Origin of the sequence: Paenibacillus sp. Cedars, assembly GCF_003184205.1 — a bacterium.
In the GTDB taxonomy this organism is placed as follows: domain Bacteria; phylum Bacillota; class Bacilli; order Paenibacillales; family Paenibacillaceae; genus Paenibacillus_AQ; species Paenibacillus_AQ glucanolyticus.
Genome location: NZ_CP020866.1, coordinates 2539783 through 2552471, shown reverse-complemented (window position 1 = coordinate 2552471; position 12689 = coordinate 2539783). Strand labels below are relative to the sequence as shown.

Annotated in this window: 13 protein-coding genes, 1 pseudogene and 1 riboswitch; of the genes and pseudogenes, 9 read left to right on the top strand and 5 right to left on the bottom strand. The window is 44.4% G+C overall.

Features of this window, described 5'->3' with window-relative positions; translation table 11 throughout:
• Window positions 1-167: 167 nt before the first annotated feature.
• The 4 genes from B9D94_RS13435 to B9D94_RS13420 are packed head-to-tail and all read right to left on the bottom strand — an operon-like array spanning window position 168 to window position 3082.
• A complete protein-coding gene (locus B9D94_RS13435) occupies window positions 168-893 on the bottom strand; it encodes a hypothetical protein (protein WP_148247241.1) in 726 nt (241 codons plus the stop codon).
• Window positions 880-1602 carry a fluoroquinolone export ABC transporter permease subunit gene (locus tag B9D94_RS13430; RefSeq protein WP_006210278.1) on the bottom strand — a complete coding sequence of 241 codons (723 nt, stop codon included), beginning with the start codon at window positions 1600-1602 and terminating at the stop codon, window positions 880-882. The genes B9D94_RS13435 and B9D94_RS13430 overlap by 14 nt, the downstream gene beginning before the upstream one ends.
• Window positions 1599-2453, bottom strand: coding sequence for an ABC transporter ATP-binding protein (locus B9D94_RS13425; RefSeq protein ID WP_006210279.1), 855 nt, complete (start codon window positions 2451-2453; stop codon window positions 1599-1601). Before B9D94_RS13425 ends, B9D94_RS13430 begins: the two co-directional genes overlap by 4 nt.
• Window positions 2450-3082, bottom strand: a complete 633-nt coding sequence (locus B9D94_RS13420) for a TetR/AcrR family transcriptional regulator (protein WP_148247240.1) — start codon at window positions 3080-3082, stop codon at window positions 2450-2452. The genes B9D94_RS13425 and B9D94_RS13420 overlap by 4 nt, the downstream gene beginning before the upstream one ends.
• 163 nt (window positions 3083-3245) lie before the next feature.
• Here B9D94_RS13420 and B9D94_RS13415 point away from each other — a divergent pair, with 163 nt between their 5' ends.
• The 7 genes and pseudogenes from B9D94_RS13415 (at window position 3246) to B9D94_RS13385 (ending at window position 10080) form a co-directional block, all read left to right on the top strand.
• Entirely contained in the window at window positions 3246-4490 is a 1245-nt protein-coding gene (locus B9D94_RS13415) for a cation:proton antiporter (RefSeq protein WP_006210281.1), read from the top strand.
• Between the two features lie 150 nt (window positions 4491-4640).
• A riboswitch (cyclic di-AMP (ydaO/yuaA leader) is annotated at window positions 4641-4791 on the top strand.
• 136 nt (window positions 4792-4927) lie between these two features.
• Window positions 4928-5596 (top strand): universal stress protein, encoded by a 669-nt coding sequence (locus tag B9D94_RS13410; protein ID WP_234972960.1) that lies wholly within the window; start codon window positions 4928-4930, stop codon window positions 5594-5596.
• A gap of 21 nt (window positions 5597-5617) precedes the next feature.
• Entirely contained in the window at window positions 5618-7027 is a 1410-nt protein-coding gene (locus B9D94_RS13405; RefSeq protein WP_322619233.1) for a TrkH family potassium uptake protein, read from the top strand.
• Between the two features lie 108 nt (window positions 7028-7135).
• Window positions 7136-7489 (top strand): transposase, encoded by a 354-nt coding sequence (locus tag B9D94_RS31900; protein ID WP_367613778.1) that lies wholly within the window; start codon window positions 7136-7138, stop codon window positions 7487-7489.
• Window positions 7429-8316: pseudogene (locus B9D94_RS13400) on the top strand (IS3 family transposase); the annotation flags it as partial. The gene B9D94_RS31900 and the pseudogene B9D94_RS13400, both read left to right, overlap by 61 nt.
• 622 nt (window positions 8317-8938) lie before the next feature.
• Entirely contained in the window at window positions 8939-9163 is a 225-nt protein-coding gene (locus B9D94_RS13390) for an SHOCT domain-containing protein (RefSeq protein ID WP_063480747.1), read from the top strand.
• A 131-nt stretch (window positions 9164-9294) separates the two neighbouring features.
• Entirely contained in the window at window positions 9295-10080 is a 786-nt protein-coding gene (locus B9D94_RS13385; protein WP_063480746.1) for a DJ-1/PfpI family protein, read from the top strand.
• A gap of 131 nt (window positions 10081-10211) precedes the next feature.
• Here B9D94_RS13385 and B9D94_RS30975 read toward each other — a convergent pair whose 3' ends face one another.
• Window positions 10212-10430, bottom strand: coding sequence for a hypothetical protein (locus tag B9D94_RS30975; RefSeq protein WP_063480745.1), 219 nt, complete (start codon window positions 10428-10430; stop codon window positions 10212-10214).
• 534 nt (window positions 10431-10964) lie between these two features.
• On the opposite strand from B9D94_RS30975, the gene B9D94_RS13375 reads away from it, so the two are divergent.
• Both B9D94_RS13375 and B9D94_RS13370 read left to right on the top strand, forming a co-directional pair.
• On the top strand, window positions 10965-11291 hold the full coding sequence (locus B9D94_RS13375) for a metalloregulator ArsR/SmtB family transcription factor (RefSeq protein WP_006210287.1): 327 nt from the start codon (window positions 10965-10967) through the stop codon (window positions 11289-11291).
• Between the two features lie 79 nt (window positions 11292-11370).
• Window positions 11371-12666: an arsenic transporter gene (locus tag B9D94_RS13370; RefSeq protein ID WP_148247238.1), complete on the top strand. Its 1296-nt coding sequence runs from the start codon at window positions 11371-11373 to the stop codon at window positions 12664-12666.
• Window positions 12667-12689: the final 23 nt, after the last annotated feature.

Sequence of the window (12689 nt, the reverse complement as noted above, 5' to 3'; positions counted from 1 at the left end):
TCACACTTATCTGACCAGCAATCGGTCCATGTTCTTGTCTCATCATTTCCGATAAAACTTACTTCCGGGTATGCAGTACTCGGCCCGTTCAACAACGCACCTTCCATTCCCTTCAAGTGCTTGAATTCTATCATTCAAGCAGGCTGCATTAAACGCCGGAGCACCAGTTAAGATCGCCTGTTTATGAATACAGTTACCATCAGGTACAAGAACACGACGTGTAAGAGCAAACCACCGGCAAAAAATACAGATGCCAGAAAAGGTTCATTGTGCATGAACAGGTAGGGAATCTTAGCAGGCCAATACGTTGGAAGCCAGGCGCCTACCACCTGCCAGGCTCCAGGCACGAAATGGGCCACCACTGGGCCAGCTATGAACAGCCCCCCTAATTTAGACAAGGCCAACCCTTCCACCTTGTTTGTTGAGAAGGCGGCAAGAAACAGCGAAAACATGGGTGCTTCCAACGCCAGCAACAGCAACACAAATACATTGTATGAACGGACTTCTGACAAATTGGAAAAAAACAAATACACAAAAGATAGGACGGTGCACAACAGAAAAGGAAGAGCCAATCTATAAAACAAATAGCCTTTACTCGTTAAAGGTGTAACCGCATAATAAGCAATCATATTCTCGTCCCGCTCGTCGAGCATAAGCAATCCTGTAAGCATTCCCGTCAGCATTGGGATCGTAACAACCAATAACGATGCAGCAAAACCACGGTACAGCTCCAAGTGAAAGGAATAGTTTTCCTCAAGCCAATCAACGGCAACAGGAAAGCCGAATCTCGATAGAAACAGGATCGCTAACGGTCCGATCAACGCTGCCATCAGAACAGGATCCTTCCAAGCATGCCGAAGATCCTTCATAATGAGGAATTTATATTTCTCCATGTACGGCCCCTCCCTCGCCTATCCGCATCAGCACATGTCGAGTATAGGAACGGTATGCCCAGAAGTAAGCAGCAATGTTCCAGAGCGATAAAAGACATACGGAGAATAGAACACTGCCAGCAGATAAGCCGTCACCAGGGGAAACAAGTAAGCGGAGTGTTCCTTCAGTCGGAAGGAACATAAACAGGTCAGTATGCCACAATTGAAGGAAACCAAACAAGGGAAGCACGAGTGGTATCGCGTAGACTTGTGCCATCAGAATAAAGCCGTTAATGGTCCGCTGGCGTGCCGCAATCCCAATCGACAACAAGGTCATGAAGGTTGAGGTTAAGACAATACCTGTAGAAAAAGCAAACGGTGAATCGGGAATGGTACCGGTTGCCATATGAATGACCCATCCTGCCGCAAGAGATAACAGCGACAGCGAGAATGCTTTTGCCAGTAAATAATCCCGTAAGTGTACCGGCGCTACAAACAGCGGGTCGTGAACGCCTTGATCTCTCTCCAGCAGGACCATACCACCTGCCATGATAAGTCCCAGGGCAGCCGGATCGCTGAAGGTTAGCACGATGGCGGTTATCTCCTGATATGTCTCAGGAACGAATCGAAGCAGAATCCAGTAACAGATACAGACGAATATATAAACGTAATAAAAGCCATGGCGCCACTGGAAACGTAGATCAAAAAGAAAAAGGGTTAGCCCTCTCATGAAAGCTGCCTCCCTGTCACCTCAATAAAAATTTGTTCAAGGGATGCTTCTTGCGAATGAATAGTCTCAGGTGGGAACTCCTGTATAAGCCTCAGAAATCGGTCATTCCGACCCATATCATCTAGAGGAAATGTAGCCTCTTCTAACTCACTGTCCTTCCGGTATTCAACTCGCACCAGCCTTCTTCCATTCCGGAGTTTCAATTCCCTTGGCGAATCAACCAACTTGATCTCGCCGTCGACGATAAATGCAACCCGATCGCACAACTCTTCTGCTGCTTGCATATTGTGCGTTGTTATGAGAACCGTCTTTCCTGCCGCTTTTTTCGCGAGGATCAATTCCTTTATTCGTTTCGCATTCACGGGGTCCAATCCGGAGGTAGGCTCATCCAGAAAGAGGATATCCGGATCATGCATTAACGCCCTGCAGAAATTCAGCCTCATCTTCATCCCTTTGGAAAGGTGTGAAACCATCATATTGGCTGCATCTGACAAATCAACTTGTTCAAGCAATCTCAATGGATCCTCCGTATTCCCCTTGTAAAGAGATCGAAAAAGTTTTAAATTTTCGAGAACCGAAAATTTGTTGTAGAAGTTAGGAAATTCAAAGGCTACACCGATTCGCTCGTAATATTCCGGACCGATTTCCTTAATTTCGTTTCCCATTACCTTTATGCTCCCACGATATCCCTTCAGAACACCGATCAGCAGCTTCTGCGTTGTGCTTTTACCTGCACCAGACGGGCCGAGAAATCCAAAGATTTCTCCAGACCGTATGACAAAATCAAGTCCCTGCAGGGTCGGCTCTTTACGATTGGGATAAGTGAAATGAAGCCCGCTTACTTCGATCACAATCCCTCACCTCCTTGTGCCCCTTTGGACACTGCGAGCATACCGGCAGATAATAACTCTACCAACAATTCGATCGTAGCTGTAAATGGTGCTTCTCCAATCTCTTTTCTGTGCAGCGTAAGAAATGCCAAGGATCTGATCATGCCCACGATGGATTCGGGTGCCGTACCATTCAAAATGCCGGCTTTCTGCCAAGCTGCAATCACTGGCAGGAGCGCATCCTGATCCTCGGTAAAGTTACGATCCAGCAGTTCCTTCGGTAATTTCCTGAACAACAGCTCCATCTCCCCCCGATCCATCATCTGCCGAAGCAGCGGGCTCTCATCCATCATCCTTAATGAATACAAGAGAAACCGTTTGATGCTATCCTGGCTGCTGACCTGTTCTGGAGGAAATAAGTCTAGAACCGCACTGCGGATTCGATCCTCCTCTTCCAGAATCAGTTCATAATACAATTCCTCTTTCGATCCGAAGAACATGTAAAACGAGCCTTGGGCAATGCCGACCGCCTTCGTTAATTCTTCAACACTCGTTTTACGGAGACCAGACCTTTCGAAATGCTGACGTGCCTCCATCAGCAGTTTTTCTCGAATCCACTTGCGTTCTTCGTCAGAGAATTTTTTTGGCATATCGTATTTCACATCCTTAATCAGCATAGAAATGATTCTGTGATTAATTTTATTTTATATTCATAAAATACGCCCTCTTTTTCCCATTTGTCAATATATTTGTTGTTTGGAGGTCATTAAGTTACAATAACTGGAGATTATCTTCTTTAAGGAGGGGGGCTCTATGCATCATTTTAATGAGATATTCGTTCAATTGTTAATTCTACTAGCGGTTTCGATGGGGGTTATCGCGTTAGCCAAAAAAATGAATCAGCCCTACTCTATTGCTCTTGTTATCGTAGGTCTGCTGCTTGGATTGATCCACGTGCCGGTGCTGGATGAAGCCGAATCTTTCATCACCCAATCGAATGTGTTTCAAGCGATCATTATTTCCCTGTTCCTGCCAATCCTTCTCGGGGATGCTACGCTAAAGCTTCCATTCTCGCATCTTCGTGAACAAGGCAAGCCGGTGCTTGCCCTTGCTTTTGGCGGCACCTTGCTCTCTTTCCTTCTTATTGCTCTTGCCATGTACGGGCTTATGGGATTACCTTTAGTCGTTGCATTTACCTTTGCGGCTTTAATGAGCGCCACAGATCCGATCAGTGTCATCTCCATCTTCAAGTCTTTAGGCGTACCGAAGAAAATCGTGACGATTATTGAAGGGGAATCGTTGTTTAATGACGGAATTGCCGTTGTGTTGTTTCAGATCTCCTCCGTTTATTTACTTACATATATGGAAATGGGCTGGGCGGGAGCAGGCAGCGGCCTATTGCTCTTTCTCAAGTTCAGTGTCGGCGGTATCGCAGTTGGAGGCTTGCTTGGGTATCTATTCTCACAGCTCATTCGCTTCTATGACGATTATCCGTTGGAGATTGCGTTCTCAATGCTCCTCTTCTTCGGAAGTTTCTTTATCGCCGAGCATTTCCATGTATCCGGTGTGATTGCCGTCGTCGTGGGCGGCTTGATTTTCGGCAGTTACGGAGCGCGCATCGGGATGTCGGAGACGACCAAGATGAACATTAATTCGTTCTGGGACGTCATCACGTTGATTGCAAATTCATTGATATTCCTGATGATCGGTCTCGAAATCAAACATATTAACTTCGCAGACAAATGGGCGTTAATCGGTGCCGCCATTCTGATCGTTCTCATCGGTAGGACTGTGGCCGTCTACGCGAGCCTGTACTTCCTGAGACCCTTCCCTTCATCATGGAAGATGGTTTTGAATTGGGGAGGGTTAAAGGGCAGCTTATCCATCGCACTCGCCTTAAGTTTGCCTTCAACCTTCGCCGGCCGCGACGATATACTCGTGCTCACGTTTAGTGTTGTCCTTTTCTCACTTCTCGTGCAGGGGTTAACCATCAAACCATTGGTTAAGAAGTTTGGATTAGCTAACCCCGTGAAGGAAAAAGACGGTACGGATATGTAAGTAACCTTCGTGTAATCAAATAATAACTTGAAACGAGTATATACAAAACAGAGATTGAATTCTACCTCAACCCATGAATGACATTCATTGCCCATGGCAGACTGTTTACTTTTAGCTTATTTTAGCATAATATTTATTACAATAAATTTTATACGCATTACGCTTAATCCTCTATGAGGAACGGGGGAACCAACAAAAGCTGCTTAAGCTTTAGGGGTGAATTCTTTCTGATGAAGAAGGAACGGGAACTCTCAATCCCGAATCCGACAGCTAACCTCGTCAGCGTCTTGGGAGAGAACACTCTTCTACTTTGACTTGTCCAAAATTCGTACAGCCAAGGTCTGGAAGCAGATATATCTCTGCAACCAGGCCTTTTTAATTTAAGCTAATGTGGTAATTACCGTCTACTGAAGAATAAGAAAGGAATGATTTATCTGTTGAACAACGAAAAAATACTGGTATGCGTGTATTATGGTCCGAACGGCGAACGCCTCATCCGCCGAGGCGGTGAATTAGCCAATCTGCTTCAGTGTCCCCTGTTTGTGTTGAGCGTTATACCCTTACGTGAGAATGAGCTTGATCAGACACAAGAAAGGTATATGGCTGAGTGGCAAATGAAATGCGACGAATATGGGGCGACCTTTATCGTCAAACCAAACAAAGATCGCAAGGCTTCCGAAATCATAGCAGAAACTGCCAAGAACCTTCATATTACCCAACTCATCATCGGGCAGTCTGGACAAACACGATGGCAAGAAATTACGCGCGGGTCGTTTGTCAACGAACTCCTAAACCAGATTGGCGAAACGGATCTGCACATCGTGGCAGTTCAGAGGATGGATGAACAAATTACTGACACCCATGAACGAGGGATTCGAGTCGCCGTTTTCAAAGAGGGTCCTCATTATATAATCGGTAATAAGGAATCCGGGGGCAACCCTGTAGCCAGCGGACTATTTTTCAAAGAGTTGAATACCGATTTTGACACCGGTTTGCTAAAAATAAAAACAGATCAAGAAGTCCAATATCTAAAAATAAGTCACGGAAAAGTAATAGACTCGTCTTTATTCCAAAACAGAGAAATGTATGCCAAGGACGAAGATTAATAAGAAATGGGAGTGGAATTTGTGAGAAGACCCTCTATAAATTCAAACGATCGAAATACACAACATTCCGCTCCTGGCAAAATGGAGTTGTTCATCAACAAGCTTAAGAAAAAGATGAGCCCTCCTCAACTCATCATGCTTGTTTTTTTCACATTGATATTAATCGGAGCCGCATTGCTGGCGCTTCCCCACTCTTCCTCCACCGGAAGTTCAGTTGGTCTGCTGGATGCATTATTTACGGCCACGTCAGCAATATGCGTAAACGGACTCGTTGTCTTGGATACCGGCAGCGTGTTTTCAACTTTTGGACAAGTCATCATTATGATGTTGATCCAAATTGGCGGACTTGGCTTTATGACCTTTGGTGTCATGGTCGCCATTGTTTTGGGGAAAAGGATTGGCTTGAAACAACGGCTCATCATCCAGCAAACCACCTATTCAACTTCGGCACAAGGTTTGGTTAAATTGTCAATGTACATGGTACTTATCGCTTTCGCATTTGAAGCACTGGCAACGATTGTTCTAACACTTCGTTGGCAATCGGATTTTGGATGGGGGCAGGCGGCCTATTACGCCCTTTTCCATTCCGTTTCCGCATTCAACAATGCCGGTTTCGCCCTGTGGTCTGACAGCCTGACACCCTTCGTTGGCGATCCGATCGTCAATATTACGATTGTCCTGTTATTTATCATTGGAGGTCTCGGCTATATCGTCATTGTGGATGTATTCCAAAAACGTTCATGGAAAAAACTTTCGCTTCACTCCAAGGTTGTTCTGGTCGGGACAGGAACGCTGTCCCTGCTCGGTTTTCTATTTATATACTTTATGGAGAGCTGGAATCCGTCAACCTTTGGCCAATTGAGTGGGAGCGAACAAGTACTGGCTGCTTTTTTTCAAGGCATAACGCCACGAAGCTCGGGGTTTAATACGATTGATATCGGCAGTATGCTGGCAGCTTCTCAGTTCTTCATTATTATTCTGATGTTCATTGGTGCTGCTTCCGGAGGGACAGGCGGCGGTATTAAGATCAATACACTTGTTGTACTCATATTAGCTACGATCCAAACCTTTCGCGGGGGTGGTCAAATCCATGCCTTCAAGCGCAAAATAGCAGGCGAAACCGTTATGCGCGCACTGGCCGTTGTCATGAGTTCTCTGGTGGTTGTGCTGGGAGTTTCCCTATTGCTGACCATTTCAGAAGGAATGCTGGAAGAACATTTTTTGGAAGTGCTGTTTGAAGCGACATCCGCTTTCAGCACTACTGGATTGTCGATGGGATTGACAAGCGAATTATCTCCCGTGGGGAAATTCATTGTAACCATAACGATGTTTGCCGGACGGCTGGGTCCCTTGACACTGGCTTACGCATTGGCTCAGAAAAAGCGTTCATCCAAAATTGGCTACGCGGAAGATCATATTTTGATTGGATAAGACGAGATAATAAAAAAGCCGCGATTTGGTATTATCCCCTCAAAGTAGACACTCGAAAAAAGCCTCATGTTATCATGAGAATCGAGCGAACTTGGAGGGGGTATTTTTATGGCTAAAAAGGGACAAGTTTTTCAATCGTATACGGAGGAGTTCAAATTAAGAGCAGTTCAATGCTACCTCGAGGGATCTATGAGCTATCAAGCTGTAGCAGACAAGCTGGGAATACGAAGTTGTACACAACTTAAAACGTGGGTGAGAAAATATCGAGATGGAGAGGTATTCGATACGCGTAAAGGCTCTGGTAGTCCCATGAAAGGACGCCCTCGCACGACGTTCTCAAGTATCGAAGAAGAACGAGATTATCTAAAAGCGCAGGTAGATTATTTAAAAAAGCGGTATCCCAATCTGTTAAAGGAGACAGCCTTAGTCGACAGCAAAACTATGAAATCATCGAAGAATTGAGGGACCAACACGGCGTTACAAGGTTGTTAGCTGTTGTGGGAGTGCCTAGAGCCAGTTACTACAAGTGGCGGTCAATGCGCCTTTATCGTAGTAGCCAAAAAGAAGGCCTGGATCAAGAGATCAAAGAACACATGATGGCTACTCACTTGGCTCATCCATATTTCGGTTATCCTCGAATGGTAACGGCTTTGTGGGAAGCTGGTTACCGTGTGAATCACAAAAAGGTATGGCGTTTGATGAAAGAGCTGTCGATTCAGTCTGTGATTCGAAAGAAACGAAAATTATCTAGTTATACACCATCCGTGGTGTACCCTAACCGACTCAAACGGCAATTTCATGCTACTGCCCCGGGACAAAAAATGGTGACGGATATTACCTATATCTCTGACGGAACACACTTTTATTATTTGTCCGTGATTCAAGATTTGTTTAATAATGAGATTGTAGCTTGGCAGATTTCTAGACGTAACGATTTGGAACTTGTACTCGATACCGTCGAGCAGTGGATAAGAAAAAAAGACGTCTCAGAAGCCGTGCTCCATTCGGATCAGGGCTTCCAATACACGTCTCAGGCGTACAACACACGGTTAGAAGAATTCAGCATTAAAGGCAGCCACTCTCGCAAAGCAACCTGCCTAGATAATGCATGCATCGAATCCTTTTTTTCGCATCTCAAAACAGAAAAGTTGTACCTCCTTCAGTGTAAATCAGAAGAAGAGTTACATCAAGCCGTTGAAGATTATATCTACTTTTACAACTACCAGCGTTTTCAGGCAAAACTTAAACAGCGCGCGCCGATTGAGTACCGACACGCGCTGGCTGCTTAGTCTTTTTCACCTGTCTACTTGACAGGGGTATGACCAGATTGCGGCTTTTTTTAATTATGTTGTGGCTAGTGCAGGTTTATTTCACCATTCAAGCTCACCTTTAATATCATTTCGGATCATCATCAGTTTGTAATTTTGCATTGGTTCCTTTGCATCAAATCGAGTGTTTTGATCTTAGACGTAGGCTTGATATTGTACGGGATCGTATTTGCGTAACAAAGCTAGAATCATTCTGTATTGTTTTTTTCATCTTACACGATCATTCTCCAAACCTTGTTGACTTCATTCATGTTGGAGTTTGCAATATGGTATAGCTCATTATGTATCCCCCCTTTGACTTGGTTAAAGTCATCGATTAATTTCATGCATTTTTATAGGGGTATGATGGTTGGCGAGGAAGTTAAAGAACAAAGGCTGCTCCTTATAATTTCCCAATATTACGAATCGCTCTGTCCCAGTGCTTATACGAGCTTTTGTATTGTGATGATTTGTTTATAATTTTGAGACCTTTCTACATCTTCGTTTGAGATATTTGTTTGTTATCTTTTTATTTGGGAGCACGGATTCTTTGAATTTCGGAAAATCGTCTTCTCACAGAATACTCAATGAAGGAGGTTTCCATATGGGTTTGGAAAATGAAGCTTTCTCATTTTTCCCGTTCGGCGCTTTATTTTGTCTCACGCTGTTTTCTTTCCTAGCGGTTCGTGTATACGCGATTCGTCATCGACAAAAAGATGATCATCAAAAACATGACTTTGCTATGATTCTGAAGGAGCGAATGGCCAAAGGCGAAATAGATGAGAAGGAATATCGCATGCTGAAAGATTTTCTGTCTAATAGAGACTAGGAAGATTGCGGGTATCATTGTCGTACCTAGCGCGTCGGGTGACTACACCATCGACATTTACGGCTCTATCGCACTGGGGTTAGTTATCCCAAACATCATCTTTCAAACAAAACGAGAGGAATTGGTATAGGATGAAAAAAATGATTAGCTTACTCATGTCGTTAACGCTTATGTTAAGTCTGTTTGCCCCCGTAGCAAGTGCGAATACAAAAAAGGATCAAGATGCCAAGGACAAAAGTGTACATGTTCAAATCGTACTGTTCGATGGGTTCGATCTGCTGGACGCGTTAGCGCCATATGAAGTATTCGCTGCCGCTGGAATGTACTCCGGAGGGAAAGTCACAGTAGAATTGGTATCCGCAGAAGGCAAGCGTTCGGTTCCGAGCGGTCTGAATGGGCCCTCCCTTGAAGCGCAAGGCGTAATTGACCCCGCTCGTTCTGGAATTATTGTGGTTCCTGGAGCTTCGGGTAAGCCAGCCGGAAAATCAGAAGATTCTATTCCTAATATATTGAAGCAGGCTAAGGATACTGCTTTAACAAGTATGATGAAACAAGCTTTAAATAATAAGGAAGTCACAGTGGTTACCGTGTGTGGAGGTTCATTGGTGCTGGCTATGGGTGGTTTGTTGAAAGACAGATATGCTGTCACCAATCAAATAGGCATGGGTGCACTAGGAGCTCTCGGGGCAATTCCGGTTGATGCAAGAATCGTGGAAGATACTCCTCGCTTGGTGACTGCCGGAGGTGTTACTTCCGGACTTGACGTGGCCTTGTATTTGGTTGAGCGTGAAGTAGGGCCACAGATTGCGAATGCCATCGAAAAGTTATTCGAGTACGAGCGTAGAGGAACAGTATGGCAAGCAACAGGCATTGCGCCGATTCATTTCGAGGCTGATCAGCCAAGACAGGGGCAATAACCGTTCCCGCCCTTATTGTCCATGCCCGAAGGTGAAATACAAGCAAGAGGGTATCTCAAAGGATCTTACATCTTGCGAGATGCCCTCCTTGTTCCGATCTATACATAATGATGAAACAGAAACAGAATGTATTACTTTTTTTGAACCCTCATAGGCTCGCTAAGCCGCTTTGCTTTTTCTGACATGCCAAATCGTTCCATCTCTTCTTGCGAGAATGGATACTTTGCCTGTCTGCTTGAAAAAAGCTTGATCGGAAGTGCTACGATTATGACCGCTGCTGCAATCATTGCAATAATGCCAGCAATATAATCCCAGGTACCCGCAAGATCATGGGTTTTGTAACGTACCAAGTATAATACACCCCTATCGGACCATGCAGAAAAATACTCGCCGCAATGCATGAGTATTTGGGAGAATCCAAAGTACATGGTTGCTAATCCTAACCAGATAGCATCTGAAAATATAATCGCAGCCATGTAGAACGGATAAACTAACACGACGTTTACTACCATGGCAAGCTGGCTTATTTTGCGGATATCTGTCGAGCGCTTCCTTCTCACCGTTCATGATGACATTAAAAAAAGCAGGAAAGCCGCCAGGCAGTCTATACTCTTCGAATGTGAACCAGCAATGACATAAAACTGAAAATCAGGATTTTTTCAATTTGGCTGACGCCGTCTCCAAAAAAGCCCATGACGAAGGACATGATCACAAATAAGATACCGCCTATATAATACCAATTTCTGCTATAAAATTTCATATCCTGTCTCCCTTTTATTGGTTGAATTTATGGAAGCTTCAGCTGCTGTCTCAGTTGATTTTTAACGGATATCCGAATATTATATAAGTATTCACTTATATTTAATGGGCAAGGAGGTGTTGAATTGGAGCAGATCCACGAAATGGTCGAAAAGTTGAAACTGTTAAGCGATGGTACACGTCTCACCATTTTGGCTTTGCTGAAGGACCGGGAGTTTTGCGTATGCGAGCTTGTTGATATCCTGGAGATTTCTCAGCCTGGTGTGAGTCAGCATTTACGGAAGTTAAAATCCCAGGGCCTTGTAAAAGAAGATAAGCGCGGACAGTGGGTGTATTACTCCTTGAATGTAGATGATAAACCCTATATTAAGTCAGTACTCGAATACACACCCGATTCGAGGACTATTTTAAACGTCCTGAATAAGAAAGATATAACTTTCATTTGCAAATGAGTTTTTTGCGCCCTTTATATAAGTACATAGTTATATAATGATCGATGAAATACTGACTTAATCATTAACGGAGGTCGTAATGGTAACTGTTATTTTAGCATGTATTATTTTTTTGATTACCTTAACTCTGGTCATTTGGCAGCCTCGAAATTTATCCATCGGATGGTCAGCTTGTGGCGGTGCTGTCCTTGCGTTGCTTGTAGGAGTAGTTAATATCCAAGACGTCTGGGACGTAACTCAAATGGTCTGGAATGCAACCCTGGCTTTTGTCGCAATTATCATCATTTCTTTAATCTTAGATAAGATTGGATTTTTTGAATGGGCTGCGCTGCATATGGCACGAGCTGCTCGGGAAAGTGGCATCCGTATGTTTGTGTACGTCAGTGTTTTGGGCGCTATCGTAGCTGCATTTTTTGCAAACGATGGAGCAGCGTTGATTCTGACACCCATCGTGTTGGCAATGGTAAGGGCGCTTAATTTCGATGAGAAAAAAGTATTTCCCTTCATCATCGCGAGTGGATTTATCGCGGACACCACCTCACTTCCGCTCGTTGTAAGTAACTTGGTCAATATCGTTTCCGCTGATTTCTTTGGGATCGGGTTCACGGAATACGCCAGTCGTATGATCATACCGAATTTGTTTTCTTTGGTCACCAGCATCTTGGTCCTGTACCTCTTCTTCCGAAAAAGCATCCCGCGGCAATTTGAAGCCACTCGCCTGAAGAAGCCAGCTGATGCCATCAAGGATCCCTTGATGTTCCGTATTTCCTGGTATGTCCTCACGCTTCTATTGTTCGGGTATTTTATTAGCGAGTTTCTTGGTATTCCAGTGTCCGTCATAGCAGGTATCATAGCTTTTATGTTCCTGCTATGTGCTCAAAGGAGCCGCAGCGTCCCAACTCAAGAGGTTCTCAAAGGAGCTCCCTGGTCCATTGTCTTTTTCTCCATTGGCATGTATGTCGTGGTGTATGGACTTCGAAATGCAGGGCTTACAGACCTGCTGGCACAAGTAATACAATCCGTTGCAGATCAAGGATTGTTTGCCGCTACAATGGGTATGGGGTTCATTGCTGCGATTCTGTCATCTATCATGAACAATCTGCCCACTGTTATGATTGATGCGCTCGCTATTGACGCTACCCAGACGTCTGAAGCGATCCGAGAAGCGCTGATATATGCTAACGTAATCGGTTCTGATTTGGGACCAAAAATAACACCTATCGGCTCATTGGCTACCTTGCTATGGCTTCATGTGCTTTCCAACAAAGGGGTTAAGATTTCTTGGGGGACATACTTTAAAACGGGGATGATCCTCACGATCCCGACATTATTTATTACTTTGCTGGGGCTTTATCTGTGGTTAACTGTTCTGTAATTCATATATAAGGAGAAGATCCA